At 68.5% G+C, this 17,271-nt stretch carries 19 protein-coding genes; 9 read left to right on the plus strand and 10 right to left on the minus strand.

The genetic code is table 11. The features are described from left to right. Window positions 1–2: 2 nt before the first annotated feature. Window positions 3–1,502, plus strand: a complete 1,500-nt coding sequence (locus EGT29_RS01935; RefSeq protein ID WP_124687447.1) for an aldehyde dehydrogenase — start codon at window positions 3–5, stop codon at window positions 1,500–1,502. Between the two features lie 41 nt (window positions 1,503–1,543). On the opposite strand, the gene EGT29_RS01940 is transcribed toward EGT29_RS01935, so the two are convergent. Next, complete coding sequence (locus EGT29_RS01940; RefSeq protein WP_124687448.1) at window positions 1,544–2,302, minus strand: aspartate/glutamate racemase family protein; 759 nt, start codon at window positions 2,300–2,302, stop codon at window positions 1,544–1,546. A gap of 7 nt (window positions 2,303–2,309) precedes the next feature. Continuing rightward, entirely contained in the window at window positions 2,310–3,320 is a 1,011-nt protein-coding gene (locus EGT29_RS01945) for a tripartite tricarboxylate transporter substrate binding protein (protein WP_161567661.1), read from the minus strand. 110 nt (window positions 3,321–3,430) lie between these two features. On the opposite strand from EGT29_RS01945, the gene EGT29_RS01950 reads away from it, so the two are divergent. The 6 genes from EGT29_RS01950 (at window position 3,431) to EGT29_RS01975 (ending at window position 8,599) form a co-directional block, all read left to right on the plus strand. Beyond that, window positions 3,431–4,216, plus strand: coding sequence for a GntR family transcriptional regulator (locus tag EGT29_RS01950; RefSeq protein WP_192901787.1), 786 nt, complete (start codon window positions 3,431–3,433; stop codon window positions 4,214–4,216). 124 nt (window positions 4,217–4,340) lie between these two features. Next, window positions 4,341–5,618, plus strand: a complete 1,278-nt coding sequence (locus EGT29_RS01955) for a 3-isopropylmalate dehydratase large subunit (RefSeq protein WP_124687450.1) — start codon at window positions 4,341–4,343, stop codon at window positions 5,616–5,618. Further along, window positions 5,615–6,142: a 3-isopropylmalate dehydratase gene (locus tag EGT29_RS01960; protein ID WP_124687451.1), complete on the plus strand. Its 528-nt coding sequence runs from the start codon at window positions 5,615–5,617 to the stop codon at window positions 6,140–6,142. Before EGT29_RS01955 ends, EGT29_RS01960 begins: the two co-directional genes overlap by 4 nt. Further along, complete coding sequence (locus tag EGT29_RS01965; RefSeq protein WP_124692181.1) at window positions 6,142–6,762, plus strand: cysteine hydrolase family protein; 621 nt, start codon at window positions 6,142–6,144, stop codon at window positions 6,760–6,762. Before EGT29_RS01960 ends, EGT29_RS01965 begins: the two co-directional genes overlap by 1 nt. Window positions 6,763–6,775: 13 nt before the next feature. Then, window positions 6,776–7,639, plus strand: a complete 864-nt coding sequence (locus EGT29_RS01970; protein WP_124687452.1) for an oxaloacetate decarboxylase — start codon at window positions 6,776–6,778, stop codon at window positions 7,637–7,639. Between the two features lie 51 nt (window positions 7,640–7,690). Further along, a complete protein-coding gene (locus EGT29_RS01975; protein WP_124687453.1) occupies window positions 7,691–8,599 on the plus strand; it encodes a LysR substrate-binding domain-containing protein in 909 nt (302 codons plus the stop codon). A gap of 32 nt (window positions 8,600–8,631) precedes the next feature. Here EGT29_RS01975 and EGT29_RS01980 read toward each other — a convergent pair whose 3' ends face one another. The 4 genes from EGT29_RS01980 to EGT29_RS01995 are packed head-to-tail and all read right to left on the minus strand — an operon-like array spanning window position 8,632 to window position 12,030. Then, the gene (locus EGT29_RS01980) at window positions 8,632–9,609 is read right to left on the minus strand and encodes a tripartite tricarboxylate transporter substrate binding protein (RefSeq protein WP_124687454.1); all 978 of its coding nucleotides are present in this window, start codon (window positions 9,607–9,609) and stop codon (window positions 8,632–8,634) included. Further along, a complete protein-coding gene (locus EGT29_RS01985; RefSeq protein WP_124687455.1) occupies window positions 9,606–10,460 on the minus strand; it encodes a class III extradiol dioxygenase family protein in 855 nt (284 codons plus the stop codon). Before EGT29_RS01985 ends, EGT29_RS01980 begins: the two co-directional genes overlap by 4 nt. Beyond that, window positions 10,460–10,825 carry a protocatechuate 3,4-dioxygenase gene (locus tag EGT29_RS01990; RefSeq protein WP_124687456.1) on the minus strand — a complete coding sequence of 122 codons (366 nt, stop codon included), beginning with the start codon at window positions 10,823–10,825 and terminating at the stop codon, window positions 10,460–10,462. The genes EGT29_RS01985 and EGT29_RS01990 overlap by 1 nt, the downstream gene beginning before the upstream one ends. 26 nt (window positions 10,826–10,851) lie before the next feature. Further along, window positions 10,852–12,030 carry a 4-hydroxybenzoate 3-monooxygenase gene (locus tag EGT29_RS01995; RefSeq protein WP_124692182.1) on the minus strand — a complete coding sequence of 393 codons (1,179 nt, stop codon included), beginning with the start codon at window positions 12,028–12,030 and terminating at the stop codon, window positions 10,852–10,854. 234 nt (window positions 12,031–12,264) lie between these two features. Here EGT29_RS01995 and EGT29_RS02000 point away from each other — a divergent pair, with 234 nt between their 5' ends. Continuing rightward, entirely contained in the window at window positions 12,265–12,771 is a 507-nt protein-coding gene (locus EGT29_RS02000) for a PRC-barrel domain-containing protein (protein WP_124687457.1), read from the plus strand. 1 nt (window position 12,772) lies between these two features. Here the strand turns inward: EGT29_RS02000 and EGT29_RS02005 are convergent, their stop codons facing one another. Further along, window positions 12,773–13,822 carry an adenosine deaminase gene (locus EGT29_RS02005; RefSeq protein WP_124687458.1) on the minus strand — a complete coding sequence of 350 codons (1,050 nt, stop codon included), beginning with the start codon at window positions 13,820–13,822 and terminating at the stop codon, window positions 12,773–12,775. 12 nt (window positions 13,823–13,834) lie between these two features. Further along, window positions 13,835–14,191 (minus strand): nucleotide pyrophosphohydrolase, encoded by a 357-nt coding sequence (locus EGT29_RS02010; protein ID WP_238160266.1) that lies wholly within the window; start codon window positions 14,189–14,191, stop codon window positions 13,835–13,837. A 121-nt stretch (window positions 14,192–14,312) separates the two neighbouring features. Between EGT29_RS02010 and EGT29_RS02015 the strand changes: the two genes are divergently transcribed. Beyond that, the gene (locus tag EGT29_RS02015; protein ID WP_124687460.1) at window positions 14,313–15,179 is read left to right on the plus strand and encodes a GyrI-like domain-containing protein; all 867 of its coding nucleotides are present in this window, start codon (window positions 14,313–14,315) and stop codon (window positions 15,177–15,179) included. Window positions 15,180–15,265: 86 nt separating this feature from the next. Here EGT29_RS02015 and EGT29_RS02020 read toward each other — a convergent pair whose 3' ends face one another. Both EGT29_RS02020 and EGT29_RS02025 read right to left on the minus strand, forming a co-directional pair. After that, complete coding sequence (locus EGT29_RS02020; RefSeq protein WP_124687461.1) at window positions 15,266–16,243, minus strand: tripartite tricarboxylate transporter substrate binding protein; 978 nt, start codon at window positions 16,241–16,243, stop codon at window positions 15,266–15,268. Between the two features lie 119 nt (window positions 16,244–16,362). Further along, entirely contained in the window at window positions 16,363–17,244 is an 882-nt protein-coding gene (locus tag EGT29_RS02025) for a pirin family protein (protein WP_124687462.1), read from the minus strand. Between the last annotated feature and the right edge of the window lie 27 nt (window positions 17,245–17,271).

A 17,271-nucleotide genomic window follows, 5' to 3' on the forward strand; every position in this document is an offset into this window, starting at 1 on the left:
CCATGAGCCAATCCATGCAAGCGGGATTCCCTATCCGCGAACAGGTAACGAGTTTCATCGAGGGGCGCTACACGCGCTTGGCCGGGCACGAACTGCCGGTAGTCTTCCCCGGCGACGCGCGGCGCATATCGACCCTGGTCGAGGCGCCGGCGGACGAGGTCGACGCGGCGGTGCGGTCCGCCCGGGCCGCTTTCGAAGACGGACGCTGGCGCAGGCAGCCGGTCGAGGCCCGGCAGGCCGTGATGCGCAAGGTGGCCGACCTGGTCGACCAGCACCGCGACGAACTGGCCTACCTGGAATGCATGAATTCCGGCATTCCCATGCGCCATCTGCAAAAGGGGCAGATTCCCCGCACCGCCTACAACTTCCGTTTCTTCGCGGAGTTCCTGGGCCAGCATGCCGAGAAGCTGCATGGCCAGACGGACGGGTACCTGACCCTGGTGCTGCGCGAGCCGGTGGGCGTCGCGGCGCTGATCGGCCCGTGGAACGCGCCGCTGGCCCTGACGTCGATGAAGATCGCCGGCGCCATCGCGTTCGGCAACAGCTGCGTCTGCAAGCCGTCCGAGGTCACGCCGCTGGCGGTCGCGCGCTTCATGGAATTGCTGGTGGAAGCGGGCGTGCCGCCGGGCGTCGTCAACCTGGTCAACGGCCGGGGCGGCGTCACGGGCGAAGCGCTGGTGGCGCACCCGCAGGTGGACCTGGTGTCCTTCACGGGCGGCACGCAGACGGCGCGGCGGATCTCGGCCAGCGCCGGCGAAGGGCTCAAGCCCCTGTCGCTGGAGCTGGGCGGCAAGTCGGCCAACATCATCTTCGAATCGGCCGACCTGGACCGCGCGGTGGACGCGGCGCTGGTCGGCATCTTCTCGAACAACGGCCAGCAGTGCCTGGCGGGCTCGCGCATCCTGGTGCAGCGTACGGTGCTGGAGCGCTTCGTCGAGGCCTTCGCGCAGCGTGCCCGGAAACTGCGCATAGGCAGCCCGCTGGACCCGGCCACCGAGATCGGTCCCCTGGCGTTCCAGGCGCATCGGCAGCGGGTGGCCGGCTACGTGGACATCGCCCGTGCCGACGGCGCGCAACTGCTGTGCGGCGGCGCGCCGGTCGAGGCGCTGGAGCCGGGCTTTTATTTCCAGCCGACGGCGGTGCTGGCGCGGGACAACACCGCGCGCGTCTGCCGCGAAGAAATCTTCGGCCCCTTCGCGACCATCGTGCCGTTCGATACGCAGGACGAGGCCTACGCCATCGCCAACGACAGCGAGTTCGGCCTGGTGTCCTATGTGTGGAGCGACCATCAACCCACGGTGATGCGCGCGCTGTCGGAGATCCGGGCCGGCATGGTGTGGATCAATACGCCCATGACGCGCGACCTGCGCGCGCCTTTCGGCGGCATCAAGGCCTCGGGCTACGGCCGCGAGGGCGGCGAGTCCAGCATGAAGTTCTATACCTTCGAAAAGACGGTCATGCTGCCCACGGTGCCGCCATCGATCCCTCGCATGGGTATATAAAAAACGGCGCTTTCTGGTGAAAGCGCCGTTTTCTTGTCGGCCTAGGGTTGCTGCCGCGCGAGGCGTTCGCGCCAGTGGTCGCCCCGCAGCCAGGGCTCCAGCGGCGCGGGCCGGCCGTCCACGGCCGAGACGCCCATCCAGGCCAGGCACAGCATGCACGACAGCACCGGCACGCGCGACCGGGCATTCGCCGCCAGCAGCGGGGCCAGCGTGGGCATGCCCGTGCCCAGCATCAGGATGGCGTCGGTGTCGTCGCGGGCCAGGTCGTCCAGCAGCGCGCCGGCGGCGTCCGCCTTCATCGAATAGATGGGATGGAACTGCGTGTGGTCCATGGCCGCCGACGCCACCCGCGATACCGTGAAGCCCTGGGATTCCCAATAGGCCTTGCTGGCGGCGGTCAGTTCGGCGGGATAGGGCGAGGCCAGCGCGATCCGGCGGGCGCCCAGCTGCTTCAACGAGGCGACCACCGCGGTGGCCGCGGTGAAGGCCGGCACGCCGCGCTCGCGCTCGATGCCCGCCAGCACCTGTTCCTCGCGTTCGCGGCCCACCAGGTAGGAGGCGCCGGTGCAGCCCACCGCGACCGCCTTGATGGGCGCATTGGCGAACTGGTCGCAGGCGGTGTCCAGCCTGTCCACGTAATCGACCAGCCGCGCCTCGATGGTGGACTTGTCGCTCATCAAGCGGGCATTGATGTGGGCGTAGCCGGCCGGAAGCAGGATGAAGTATTCCGGTTCGACCGTGGTGTTGGCCTGCGGGGTCAGCAGGCCGATGAGCCCCTTGGGTGCGTATTCGACGGCCATGCGGACATCAATCCAGCTTGATGTTGGCGGCCTTGATGATGGGCGCCCATTTGCGGTCTTCGTCGTGCAGGAATTTCACGAACTCGGCCTGCGGGGCGCCGACGGGAGTAAGCCCCAGGTCGGACAGCTTGGTGCGGATCTCGGCGTTGGCCATGACCTTGCCCAGCGCGGCCTGCAGCCGGTCGACGACGGCGGCGGGCGTGCCGGCGGGCGCCGAGACGCCGAACCAGGCCTCGCCCACCGTGCCCGGCACGATTTCGTCCATGGTGGGCACGTCCGGGAAGGCGGCGACGCGCTTGGGTCCGCTGACCGCCAGGATGCGCACGTTGCCCGCCTTGGCCTGGGTCGAGGCGACCGACATGTTGTTGAAGATGGCGTCGAGCTGTCCGCCCAGCAGGTCGTTCATGGCCGGCCCGGTGCCCTTGTAGGGTACGTGGGTCATGTCCAGGCGGGCCTTTTGCTTGAGCATTTCGCCGGTCAGGAAGCCGGCCGAGCCTACGCCCGCCGAACCGTAGTTGTACTTGCCGCCGGCCTGGCGGGCCAGTTCGACGAATTCCTTGAAGTTCTTCGCCGGATGGCTGGTGCGCACGATGAGACCGTTGGGAAAGGTGCCCAGCAGCATGATGTGCGTGAAGTCGCGGAACGGATCGTAGGGGATCTTCTGGCCGAGCAGCGGCCCGGTGGTGATGGCCGCGCCGTTGGTGATGACCAGCGTGTAACCGTCGGCGGGCGCCTTGGCGCCGAGGTCGGTGCCGAGGATGGAGCCCGCGCCGCCCTTGTTGTCGACGATGACGGACTGGCCGACCTGCTCGGCCAGCGCGCTGGCGACGAGGCGGCCGATGACGTCGGTCGAGCCGCCCGGACTGAACGGCACGATCAGCTTGATGGGGCGGTCCGGGTAGGTTTGCGCATGGACCGTGAACGAGGCCGCAGCCAGGCCCAGGGCCAGGAATGCACGGCGGCAGATATTCAGCGCGCGGGGGTGGGCGCGGTGTTCCCCTGTACTATGATGGCGCATGGCAGGACCTGAAAGAATATGAACGACGCATGTGGATATTCCGTCAGGTTTCGCCATCGAGTCAAGCTAAATTGTTCTATTGGACAGACAATAAGACAGAACCCCAGTCTATGCAGCAAACCTTGCCCCTGCCGAAGTACCACAGCGTATACCTGGTGTTGAAAGAAAGGCTGCGCGATGGCCTGTACGACCAGCGCGTGCCCGGCGAACTGGAGCTGATGGAGGAGTTCGCGGTCTCGCGGGCGACCGTTCGCAAGGCCCTGGAGAACCTGACCCAGGAAGGATTGATCGAACGATCGGCCGGCCGCGGGACGCGGCGTTTGCAGCCTCCGGGCCAGGCGGGGCAGCAGGCCTCGCCCGCCCACCGGATGGCGGGCCTGCTGGACAACATCATCGCCGCCAGCCTCGACACGACGGTCAAGGTCATCGAGCACGAGTACGTCCCCGCGACCGGACCGGTGGCGCAGATGCTGCAGATCGAGCCACGCAGCCAGGTGCTGCGGGCGGTGCGGGTGCGCAGCACCAAGGCGGGGCCCGTGTCGTTCATCACGACCTGGGTGCCGCGCGAGTTCGCCCATAACCTCGGGCGCCGGCAGCTCGGGCGCAAGGCCATGCTGGTGCTGATCGAGGAATCGGGCGTGGAGATCGGCCGGGCCCGGCAAAGCATTTCCGCGCGCCAGGCCGATGCCAACGTGGCGGCCCTGCTGGGCCTGCCGCTGGGAGCGGCCCTGCTGTCGGTCAGCCGCGTGGTCTACGACGTGAAGGATCGCCCGGTGCTCTGGCTGCAGGGCCTGTATTGCCCTGACCGCTACGAGTACGAGATGGAGCTGTCGCGGGTGGGCAACATCGATGCCAAGGTCTGGGTCAGCAAGGATTTCAACGCCTACATGCGCTGACGTGGCGCGCCGGGTATCCGGCGCGCCACAAATACGAACACAAGAACCCGAATCAAATGTACTATTGTTAGGACAATAGATAGCAGGAGCCCGGCAGGGCTCTTCGAGGATTTCGGGTGACAGCTTGATTACACCGCCGGATGAACGCCGGACGCTGGCGCAGAAGCTGATCGCGCGCGCGTCGGGACGCGCCAGCGTGCGCGTGGGCGAGATCGTGACCTGCAAGGTCGATCTCGCGATGTTCCATGACTCCTCGGGACCGAGGCGGCTCAAGCCCATGCTGGAAGAGCTGGGCGCGAGCATCTGGGACAAGTCGCGCGTGGTGCTGGTCATGGACCACTACGTGCCCGAGCGCGACGAGGATTCCCGCAGGATCGTCCGCATTGCGCGCGAATGGGCGCGCGAGCAGGATCTGCCGCACGTCTACGACAGCCAGGGCATCTGCCACGTCGTGGTGCCGCAGGGCGGGCATATCCTGCCCGGCATGTTCTGCGTGGGCGGGGATTCGCATTCGCCCACGGGCGGCGCGTTCGGCGCCTACATGTTCGGCATCGGCTCGACCGAGATGCTGGGCGTGGTCGTGACGGGCGAGATCTGGCTGCGCGTGCCGGACACCCTGCGCATGCACTGGTCCGGCACCTTGTCCGAGGGCGTCACCGCCAAGGACATGATGCTGCACATGCTGGGCCGCTTCGGCATGAACGGCGGCGCCTACCAGGCCGTGGAGTTCTGCGGGCCGGCGGTGCGGGCGCTGGGCATGCAGGAACGCATGACGCTGTCGAACATGAGCGCCGAGCTGGGCGCCCAGGCCGGCCTGATCGCGCCCGACGACGTCACGGCCGAATGGCTGGCCGCCACCGGCGCCAAGGTGCCCGACCTGAGCGGATGGCATACGGACGAAGGGGCCGCCTGCACCCGGTACGACTTCGATGCCGGCGCGCTGTCGCCCATGGTGGCCGCGCCGCACAGCCCCGCCAATTCGCGGCCGGTGGACGACTATCGCGGCGTGCCGGTCCACGTGGCCTATGTCGGCGCCTGCACGGGCGCCAAGCTCGACGACCTGCGCGCCGCCGCGTCGGTGCTGCGGGGGCACCGGGTGGCGCCGGGGGTGCGGCTGATCGTCGCGCCGGCCAGCCTGCGCGACCAGGACGCCGCGCGCGACGAAGGCGTGCTGCAGGTATTGATGGACGCCGGCGCCGAACTCTTTCCGACCTCCTGCGGCGCCTGCTCCGGCTACGGCAGTCCCATGGGGGACGACGTCACGGTCATCTCGACCACCGCGCGCAACTTCAAGGGCCGCATGGGCTCGCCCACCGCCCAGGTCTACCTGGGTTCGCCCTATACCGTGGCCGCCTCGGCATTGCGCGGCGTCATCAGCGATCCCAGGGAGGTGCTGGCATGAGCGGGACCACGCATCGTGTCTGGAAGCTGGGACAGGACATCGATACCGACCTGCTGGCGCCCGGCTACGTCATGAAGCACGGTATCGACGTCATCGCCAGTCATTGCCTGGAGTCGGTCCGGCCCGAGTTCGCCGCCGCCGTGAGGCCGGGCGACGTCGTGGCGGCGGGGCCGGGCTTCGGCATCGGTTCCTCGCGCGAGCAGGCCGCGGCGGCGCTGGTGCGCCTGGGCGTGGCGGCGGTGATCGCGCCGTCCTATGGCGGCCTGTTCTTCCGCAATGCCTTCAACGTCGGGCTGATGCTGTTGACCTGCCCGCAGGCGGAGTCGCTGGACGAGGCCGCGCAGATCGAGATCCGGTTCCATGAGACGCCGCAGGTGGCGACCCGGGACGGCCGGGTGCTCGAATGCGAGGCCATCCCGGATTTCCTGGTCGACATGGCCCGCAGCGGCGGCCTGCTGAACCAGTTGCGCAGGCGCCTGGCCGGGAACGGTCCCGACACTTCTTCCACCGGACATCGATCGTGATGACGAACGCATCCTTTCCCGCCGACCCGGCGCGCACCGCGCTGCTGATCGTCGACCTGCAGAACGACTTCCTCGCGCCCGACGGCGCCTATGCGAGGGGCGGGGCCGTCAGCGCCGCCGCGGCCGTACTGCCGCCGCGCGTGGCGGCAGCGGCGCGCGCGCTGAAGGCGGCCGGCGGCATGGTGGTCGCCAGCCAGTTCACGTTGTGGCCCGACGGCCGCGGCGAGCCGATGATCGCCCCGCACCTGGCGGCGCTGCGGCCGTTCCTGCGCAAGGGCGACTTCGCGCCGGGCAGCCGCGGGCAGGCCAATGTCGCCGAACTGGATGGCCTGGTGGACGTGTCGGTCTGCAAGGTGGCGTACTCCGCCTTCTTCAATACGCAGTTGGACTGGGTGCTGCGCCACGCGGGCATCGATACGGTGGCCGTGTGCGGCATCGTCACCAACGGCGGCGTGGCGAGCACGGTCCGCGACGCCCACATGCGCGAGTACCACGTCGCCGTGCTGGCGGACGGTTGCGCCGCCTTTCGCGAGGAAGTGCACGCCACGGCGCTGGCCGACATGGCGGGCATCGCCGACGTGATCGATTGCCGCAGCTTCGAGCGCGGCCTGGCCGCCTGAAGGAAACTCCGCCATGTCCCACGATTTGCGTACCCGTCTGGCCCGTCCCGGCATCGTGCTCGCCCCGGGCGTCTACGACGCCTTCAGCGCCCTGATCGCCGAACAGGCGGGCTTCGAGGCGCTGTACCTGTCCGGCGCATCCATCGCCTATACCCGCCTCGGGCGCTCGGACGTCGGCCTGACCACCTATACCGAAGTTGCCGATACCCTGGCGCGCATCACCGAGCGGGTATCGCTGCCCGTGATCGTCGATGCGGACACCGGGTTTGGCAACGCGTTGAACGCGATGCGCACGGTGCGCGGCCTGGAACGCGCCGGCGCCGCGATGATCCAGCTCGAGGACCAGACCTTCCCCAAGCGCTGCGGCCACCTGGACGGCAAGTCCGTGGTGCCGGCCGCCGAGATGGCCGGCAAGCTCAAGGCCGCGCTGGACGCGCGGGTGTCCTCGTCCACCCTGATCCTGGCGCGTACCGATGCGGTCGCCGTCGAAGGACTGGAGGCGGCCCTGGACCGGGCCGAACGATACCTGGAGACCGGAGTGGACGCGCTGTTCATCGAGGCCCTGAGGACTCCGGAGCAGATGGACGCCGCCTGCCGCCGCTTCAAGGGCCGGGCGCCGCTGCTGGCCAACATGGTGGAGGGCGGCAAGACCCCCATCCAGAGCGCGGCGGAACTGGAGCGGCACGGCTTCGGCATCGCGATCTTCCCGGGCGGCACCGCGCGCGCGGTGGCCCACGTGCTGCAGGGCTACTACGGCAGCCTGCGCGAGCACGGCACGACAGCCCCCTGGCGCGACCGCATGCTGGATTTCGACGAATTGAACGCGCTGATCGGCACGCCGGAACTGATGCGGCTGGGAAGTTCGTATTCCACCTGAGCACGCGGACCCCATGTGATGCGATCATGGCGGCTTCGACAAGGAGCCGCGATGACGCTGCAGCAACTGCGCGACTTTCTGGCCGTGGTGGAGCAGGGCAGCTTCAGGCAGGCCGCCCGTATCCTGGACGTTTCCCAGGCTGGCCTGACCAATAGCGTGAAGGCGCTCGAATCCTCGTTGGGGGGATCCTTGCTCGCCCGTTCGGGGCGCGGGGTCCACCTGACCGACGCCGGCCACCGGCTGTATGCCCGGGCGATCCTGATCGACCGCGAGGCCAGGCGCGCCGAGGACGAGGTGCGGCAGATGCACGGCCACGAGACGGGCACGGTGGACGTGGCGATCGGGCCGTCCATGACCGCGCTGCTGCTGCCGCGCGTGGTGGCGGATTTCCGCGCGCGCTTCCCCAAGGTCGAACTGCGCCTGACCAGCGGTTTCTTCGAGCAGATCCTGCCCTCGCTGCAGCTGGGGCAGGTGGATTTCGCGGTGACGTCGGTGCCGGACGAAGGCGCGGGCGGAGGGCTGGTCAGCACGCCCCTGTTGCAGACGCGCCTGGGCGTGGTGGCCCGCAAGGGGCATCCGATGGCGGATGCCCGGTCGCTGCGCGAACTGACCGACTGCGAATGGGTGGTGATGGGGCCGCCGGGGCGGCCGGGCGGCACGATCGTGCGTTTCTTCGAGGACAACGGTCTGCCCGCGCCCAAGGCCGCGGTGCGCTGTGAATCGTTCGCCCAGGTCATGGCGCTGGTCAATTCCACCGATCTGCTGGCACTGGTCCCGCGCGTGATGCTGGACCAGGGACTGCTGGGCAGCCTCGTGGTGCCGGTCGAACTGGACGAGCACGCGCACAGCTTCGAGATCTGCCTGGTGCGCCGCGCCGAGGCCTCGCTGACGCCCGCCGCGGCCGCCTTCGCCGCGATGTGCGAATCGTGCAGCCGCATCATCGCCGGCATGGGCCGGTAGAAGGGCCCGCGGTTGCCCGCGGGCCGCATGCCTCAATCCAGCTGGAGGTCCAGGCTGCGGACGATGGGCTCCCAGCGTGCCGTATCGGCCTTGAGCATCGCGGCGGCCTCGGCCGACGGGGTGCCGGCGGTCACCATGTCGAGTTCGGTCAACCGGGCGATGATGGCCGGGTGTTTCATCGCGCGGGCGACCGCCTCCTGCAGGACCGCGATGCTGGCGGGCGGCGTGTCCTTGTGCACCCACACGTACTGCTTGAACGTCGCGTCCAGGCCATCCACGCCCGTGGCCTGGGCGAGCGTGGGCACCTCGGGAAGGCTGGGCGACCGGATCGCGGTGGACACCGCAAGCGCCGTCAGCCTGCCGGTCTTGATGTGGGGCAGCACGGTCGGACCCGCCAGCCAGCCGCAATCGACCTGGCCGCCCAGCACGTCGGTCAGCGCGGGGCCGGGGCCGCGATAGGCCACATGCTGGATGTCGGCGCCCGTGGCGCGCAGGAACATGGCGCCGGCCAGGTGTCCGGGCGTGCCGTTGCCGCCCGAGGCATAGGTCAGCCGCTTCTTCCCGGCCAGCTCCACCAGCTGGCTGGCGCGGTCGACCTTCACGCCCGGATGGCAGACCAGCACCTGGTTGAAGGTGGCCACCATGGATACGGGCACCATGTCGCGGCGCGCATCGAAGCTGAGTTTCTTGTAGACCAGCGGGTTCACGGTGACGACCGTGTCGGCGCCGACCAGCAGCACGTGCCCATCGGGCCGGGCCCGCAGCATCTCGCCGGGCGCGAGATTCAGGCCAGCCCCCGGCCGGTTCTCGACCGTGAAGGTCTGGCCGAACGAGGCGGCCAACTGTTCGGCCAGGGACCGGGCGATGATGTCCGACGGCGCGCCCGGCGGGGAGCCGGACAGCATGCGGACCGGCCCGCCGGGATAGGCGGGTTGCGCGGTTGCGCAGGGCGCGGCCGCGGTCGTTACTGCAAGGGCCAGCAGGCATGCCGGCGGGGTAAGGCGGATCATGAGGTCTCCTCCTCGGCGTCCACGAAAGTGATCAGCCCCATGCCGCTGGTCATCGGGGCGTAGTAGTTCTTGTGCAGCCGCCGGACCCGCGGCGTCATCGCGCCGCGCATGATCAGCCACATGATCAGCTCGACCGCCTCGGCCCCGGCCGGCTGCATGATGTCCTCGTGGCTCATGGCCGCGAGCGACGCGGGGTCGGACTCGATCAGGTCCAGCCATCTCCGGTCGAAGGCTTCGTCCAGATGGCCGAAGCGTTCCCCGTGCAACTGGTGCGACATGCCGCCGGTGCCGACGATCGCCACGCGTGCGTCGGCGGGGTAGCTTTCGACGGCGCGGCGCAGGGCCTGGCCCAGCCGCAGGCAGCGGCGAGCGGTGGGCAGCGGATGCTGGATCACGTTGACGACCAGCGGCACGACCTTGATGTTCCAGTCGGGCTGGTAGGACCACAGCAGCGGCAGAGGCACGAGCAGGCCGTGGTCCACCGCCATTTCCTGACATACCGTCAGGTCGAATTCGTCGGCGATCAGGGCATTGGCCAGGTGCCAGGACAGGTCCGCGTCACCCCTGACGGCGGGCAGCGGCCGCTGGCCGAAGCCTTCGTCGGCCAGCGGATAGCTGTCGGCCGTGCCCAGCGCGAAGGTGGGGCAGCGGTCCAGGCCGAAGTCCGAGCCGTGGTCGTTGTAGACGAAGATCACGGCGTCGGCGCGTACTTCGTTCTCCAGCCAGTCCTTGACCGGCAGATAGCCGTCGAAAAGCGGCTTCCATGCCGGGTCCTGCTGCTTGCCCAGGTCGAAGGCGCGTCCGATGGACGGAACGTGCGAACTGCCTATGCCTGCCACGATGCGTGCCATCAGACGGCTCCCTTGTCCTGGCGCGTGGCGAGGAATTCGTCCAGGCTCTGGCCGCGCATCTGCGCGCCCATCGTGTAGAGCCCGGCTCCCACCGTCGCGCCGATCTTGATCATGTAGTAGATGTTGCCGCCCAGCCTGACCAGTTCCAGCCAGTCGCGATCGCGGATGGCCCGCTTCTGGGCCTCGGACAGTCCGAACGAAGCCATGTAGGCGTCCTCGTCCTGCCGGAAGCGTTCGCGGTTTTCGGGCCGGGTGAGCGACATGCACAGCTTGTTGACGGGATAGCCCTGGCGGCTGCGATCGCCGTCGAAGACATAGGTGCCGTCTATGCCCCAATCCCGGGGCGGGGGTGATGCGTCCGTCATCGTGTCTCCTGGTAGGACGTGGGCGGTCAGACGTCGAAGGGCAGGCCCGTGTAGTTGCGCGCGAACAATTCCGCGGCACGCGGGTCTTCGACGATCTGTTCGAGTTCGGCAAGCTGCATCCGCATGTGGAAGCGCGGCTCGTCGTGGAAGCGGTGCAGCAGCGTGCATAGCGAGGCGGCGAAGCGCTGGGTCTTCCATACCCGGCGCAGGGCGATCTCGGAGTACCGTTCGAGCAGGTCGCCGTCGCCGTGGCGGTAATAGGCCTCCAGCGCCGCCGCCATGACGCGCACGTCGCCCACCGCGCTGTTCAATCCCTTGGCGCCCGTGGGTGGAACGATGTGCGCGGCGTCTCCCGCCAGCATCAGCCGGCCGTGGCGCATCGGCGCGGCCACGAAGCTGCGCATGGGCGTCAGCGATTTCTGCACGATGCGGCCTTCGTTCAGGCGGAAGCCGTCATGGGTGGCGAAGCGCGCGTGCAGTTCCGACCAGATGCGGTCGTCGGACCACTGCTCGACGTCGTCGTCCACCGGGCATTGCAGGTACAGGCGGCTGACCGTGGGCGAGCGCATGCTTTGCAGCGCGAAGCCGCGTTCGTGGTGGGCGTAGATCACTTCATGCGAGGCCGGGGCCGCCTCGGCCAGGATGCCGAGCCAGGCGAAGGGATAGTCCCTGCCGTAGCTGTCGATGCGGTCGCCGGGGATGGCCGGACGGCTGATGCCGTGGAAGCCGTCGCAGCCGGCCACGAAGTCGCACGCGAGTTCGCGGGTTTCGCCTTCCTGCTCGAAGCGGATGCGGGGCCGGGACGATTCCAGGTCGGACAGCGAGGCCACCCGCGCCTCGAACAAGAGCGGCCGGCCCGTTTGCAGGCGCGCGGCCACCAGGTCCTTGACGATTTCATGCTGGGGATAGACGGTGACGCACTGTCCGCCGGACAGCGCCTTGACGTCGAGGCGGTGGCTGGTTTCCCCGAAGCGTATGTCTATGCCTTCGTGGACCATGCCTTCGCGCGCGAGGCGGGCGCCGACGCCGCAGTCCGCCAGCGTCCGCACCACGCCGTGCTCGAGCACGCCGGCGCGCTGCCGGTTCTCGATGTACGAGCGCGGGCGGCTTTCGAGGATGACCGAGTCGATGCCCGCCAGATGCAGCATCTGTGCCAGCAGTAGTCCGGAGGGGCCGGCGCCGACGATGCCGACTTGAGTCTTGATGGTTTCCATGCCGTGGGTCGTAGTTCCGTTGCCGGGCCCGTTCATCCAGGCCCGGCGGCAGTATCACGATCCACGCGCACAGCGAAAAGCCAGTTTTTCCTTATCTCGATAACGGTTTGCTATCAGCAACCGCGGATCACGGGGCACGTTCCTTGCTGGTATCCCGACGCTTCCGCAGTTTCTCGTCCCCGGACGCAGGCGTGGAAGCCGCCGGCGTCCATGAAGGAGATCAACATGGCACAAATCGACAGCACCGCGGCGCGCCAGCAGGGCGGCGCCGGCATCGTGGGCAAGGGCAGCGCCACGGCCGATGGGCCGGGCCCGCACATCATGGCCGCCTCGACGCTGGACGGCAACAAGGTCTACAGCGCAGACGATGTCCATGTCGGATCGATCAAGGACATCATGCTGGACGTGTCGGCGGGACGCATCGCCTATGCGGTGCTGTCGAGCGGCGGCTTCCTGGGCATGGGGGACAAGCTGGTGGCCATCCCCTGGAACGCGCTGACGCTGGACACCGACCGCAAGGTGTTCATCCTGGGCGTCGCGGCCGATGTGGTGAAGCAGGCCGAAGGTTTCGACAAGGACCGCTGGCCCAGCTTCGCCGACGCGGGCTGGGCCACCGAGTTGCACGGCCGCTACGGCACGGAGCCCTATTGGCACCAGCGCCAGGGCGAACGGGTCGTCATAGACCAGCCGGTGGTGAACGCTCCGCGCACGGGTTTCTCGGAAGGCTTGTAGCCTAGCCCGTGGGAATGCCGTCGAAGGCCTTGTCCAGCCTTCGCCGCCAGGCCTGCTTATCCGTTTCGGGCGCGAAGCTCGCGTCGAGGCTGTTGCGCGCCAGCCGGTACGCGTCGCGCGCGCCCAGTTCGGGCAGGGCCTCGAAACAGGCCAGGTAGTTCCGGTTCACGTAGCCGCCGAAATAGGCGGGGTCGTCGGAGTTCACCGTCACGCACAGCCCGGCGTCCAGCAACCGCGCGAGGGTGTGCCGCTCCATGCTGGGATAGACCTTCAGCATGACGTTGGACAGCGGGCAGACGGTCAGCGGGATCCGGTGCTCGGCCAGGTGGGCCACCAGCCGCGGATCGTCCAGGCAGCGCACGCCGTGATCGATGCGTTCGGCCTTCAGGTCGCGCAGGGCGCTCCAGATGTACGAGGCCGGCCCTTCCTCGCCGGCGTGGGCGACGGCATGCCATCCCAGTTCGCGGCAGCGCCGGAAGACCTCGGTGAATTTTTCGGGCGGGTTGCCGACTTCGCCGCTGTCCAGCCCCACGCCCAGGATGCGGTCGCGGTAGGGCAGCGCCGCCGCCAGGGTCTCGAAGGCCGATTCCTGGGGCAGGTGGCGCAGGAAGCACATGATCAGCTCGCTGCTGACGCCCAGCGTGTCGCGGGCATCGCGGCGCGCGCGGTCCAGGCCGGCGATGACCGTGCCGAATTCCACGCCGCGCACCGTGTGCGTCTGCGGGTCGAAGAATATCTCGGCATGCACGACGTTGTCCGCCGCGGCGCGCCGGAAGTAGGCCATGCCCATGTCGTAGAAGTCTTCCTCGCGTTGCAGCACGGCGGCACCCGCGTAGTACAGGTCCAGGAAGCTTTGCAGGTCCTGGAACGCATAGGCCCGGCGCAGGCTGTCGATGTCGGGGTAGGGCAGGTCGAGGCCGTTGCGCCGCGCCAGCGCAAAGATCAGCTCGGGTTCCAGGGTGCCTTCGATGTGCAGGTGCAGCTCGGCCTTGGGCATGGCCTGCAGCAGCGTCGCGAGGTGGTGCGGGGTTATGGGCTGGGACGGAGTCATGGCGGCCGCCTTTCAGGTCTCGTCGCTTTCGTTGTACTTGCGGGAGCTGCCGTAGAACGCCTGGGGCGGATACTTGATCGCGTTCTTCAGCATCTTGCGCTCCACCGCCTGGCCGATGTCGATGTCCAGCTTGTCGGCCAGCGCGACCAGGTAGAGCTGCACGTCGGCGATTTCGTCGGCGGCCTCGGCCAGCTTGATGGGATTGAGTTCCTTGGATTCTTCCTCGGTCATCCACTGGAAGATGGAGACGAGTTCGCCTGCTTCGCCGCTCAGCGCCATGGCGAGGTTCTTGGGGGAGTGGAACTGGTCCCAGTTGCGTTCTTCGGTGAAGCGCCGGACGGCGCGCCTGATCTGGTCGAAGTCGGACACGTTGATACCTTGCAAAGCGGGACGCTTATATTCTAGCCCTCGCCGCCGGCCGGTCCGCCGGGCACCAAATCCGCAAAATCCGCAATACGTCCCCCCGTACAGTTCGTACCCGGAGGTACTCATGAAATCGCAAACACGCAGCCATTACGAACGACGCCTGGAGCCGGTCCTGGCATGGCTGGCCGCGCGTCCGGACCAGGATGCCGACCTATACCACCTGGCCGGACTGGCCTGCCTGTCGCCGTATCACTTCCACCGGGTCTATCGCGCCATGCTGGGCGAGACCGTGGCGGCCACGGTGCAGCGGGTCAGGCTGATGCGGGCATCGGCGGAGCTGCGCCGGGACGGCCGCACGCTGGACCAGGTCGCGCGGCGGGCGGGCTACGGCTCGACCGCCGCGTTCAGCCGGGCATTCAGCGCGGCGTTCGGCATGCCGCCCGGGCGATATCGCGAGGACCGTTCTCCCGACGTCATCTATCGCAGCAAGGAGCTCACCATGTATCCCGTGCAGATCGCATCTTTTCCCGGCGCCTCCCTGGCGGCCCTGCCGCACGCCGGCGACTATCTCCAGATAGGCGCCACCTTCGACCGCCTGTTCATGCTGGCCGGCAGCCGCAACCTGCTGCGGGGCGAACCGCGCAGCTTCGGCGTGTACTACGACGATCCCGAGCAGGTGGCCGCGCAGGACCTGCGCAGCGAGGCCGGCCTGGAGGTGGCGCCCGGCGTCGCCGTGGATGAGCCCCTGCATCGCCTGGAACTGCCCGCCGGCCGCTGCGCGGTACTCGAACACACCGGGCCGTACAGCGAACTGGAGTCCGCCTATGCATGGCTGTTCGGGGGATGGCTGCCGGCCAGCGGCGAGCAGCCGGCCGACTTCCCGGTGTTCGAGGAATACGTGAACGACCCGAAGACCACCCCGCCGTCCGACCTGAAGACCCGCATCTACCTGCCTCTGGCGGAAGTGAAGCAAGAAGCGGGTGCCGTCTGACCCAGGGCACAGCGGATCCGGCTTCGCCGGTCCGCCAGTGCCGCCCCCTGGGGGGGCGCGCGTAAGCGCGTAGGGGGGAGCGGGAATCAGCCTCCGCTCAGGTCTATCCGCGACGCGATGTCGCCGTAGACCGACAGCTCGCGGGACAGCTTGGCGCGGAACTCCTCGGCCGTCAGCGGCTTGGCCGCGAGATTGCCTTGCGCTTCCATGGCTCGCTGCACGACGGGGTCGCGCAGGATGTCGGCGACGTCGGCGTTGATCCTGGCCACTACCTCGGGCGGGGTGCCCGCGGGGGCCAGCAGGCCGTGCCAGGTGCTGATCAGGTAATCGGGCACGCCGGCCTCGGCGAAGGTGGGCACGTCCTTCAACTGCGCCAGCCGCTCGCGGGAGGCCACGGCCAGCGCCCGCAGCTTGCCCTGGCTGATGTAGCCCATGGCCGAGCCCGGGGTGGGGAAGGACATGTCGACGACGCCGCCCATCAGGTCGGTCATGCCCTGCGCCGCGCCTTTGTAGGGTACGTGCAGGATGTCGGTGCCGGTGCGGAGCTTGAACAGTTCCCCCGCCAGGTGCGGCACGCCGCCTATGCCCTGGGAACTGTAGCTGAACGGCTTCTTCTTCTCGCGCAGCGCGGCCAGCAACTGGCCCAGGTCCCGGTAGGGCGAGGCCGCGTTCACCACCAGCACGTTGGGCACCTCGACGGTCAGGGCGACCGGCGTGAACGATTTTTCCACGTCGTAGCGCAGATTCTTGTTCACGAACTTGTTGAGGTTGTGGCTGCTGGCGGCCACCAGCAGCGTATAGCCGTCCGGCCGGGCGTTGGCCACCGCCGTGGCGGCGATCGTGGCGTTGGCGCCGGGCTTGTTGTCGACGATGACCGACTGCTTCCAGCGCTTGGCGAGTTCGCTGGCGATCAGGCGGGCGGACTGGTCGATGGCGCCGCCGGGGGTGTAGCCGACCACGAAGGTGACGGGCTGGGACGGGTAGTCGGCCGCCAGGGCCGGGGGGCCCAGCGCAAACGCGGCGGTCAGTGCGGCCGCGAGCCGTCCGGGTGCAAGGACGCGCATGGAAGTCTCCGGATGTTTTTGTGGGGATATGGCGCGCCCGCGGGGCGCGCCAAGCACACTAGACACCGGGCGTAGAGCGATCTCAAGCCGGATTTTCCGAGTTTCCGCCCTGCGAAAACCTACCAGGGCACGGGCGGCGCGACCAGGCGCCGGTTCTCGTAGCCCCGGACCGAGCCGAAGCGCGCGCTGCCCGCTTCCCAGTCGCGCTGCGCCTGGGCGATGGCCGACTTGCTGCCGACGAAGTTCCACCAGATGGTGATGTCGTCGGTGGGCGGTTCGCCGCCGATCAGCAGCAGGCGGCTGCCGGCTCCCGTGGACAGGGCCAGTTCCGTCCGCCCCTTGGGAAGGTAGGCGAGCTCGTTCGTGGCGAAGCGCTGGCCGTCGACCTGCGCCGCGCCTTCCAGCACCAGCAGGCCGTGTTCGAAGCCGGGCTCGAGCGCCAGGCGCACCGAAGCATCGGCCGGGCTTTGCAGGTCCATGCCGACCAGCGGCGTATGGACGCGGGTCGGCGCGGTGCGTCCCACATGGGAGCCGGCCAGCAGGGTGAAGTCCACGCCGCCTTCCGACCAGCGTGGCAGGTCGGGATAGTGGTCGAACGCCGGGGGAATTTCCTGCTTGCCGGGAGGCAGCGCGATCCACAACTGCGCCGCGTGCAGCACGCGCTGGTCGGCCAGGGATTCCTCGGTATGGCTGATGCCGATGCCGGCCGTCATCAGGTTGACCTGGCCCGGGCGCAGAACTTGCTCGTTGCCCAGGCTGTCGCGATGCAGGGCCTCGCCCTCGATCAGCCAGGTGAAGGTCTGCAGGCCGATGTGGGGGTGTGCCTCGACCAGCATCCCCTGGCCGGGCTCGAACCGGGCCGGGCCGGCATGGTCCAGGAAACACCAGGCCCCGATGCGCCGGCGCTGCCGTACGGGCAGCACCCGGTCCACGCTGATGCCGCCCCCGATCTGCGCCGTGCGCGACTCGATGCGTTCGATACCTGAATTCTCGGCGGTCATGTCAGTGCTCCATATGCAGCGCGTAGG

Origin of the sequence: Pigmentiphaga sp. H8 (assembly GCF_003854895.1) — a bacterium.
Taxonomy (GTDB): Bacteria; Pseudomonadota; Gammaproteobacteria; order Burkholderiales; family Burkholderiaceae_B; genus Pigmentiphaga.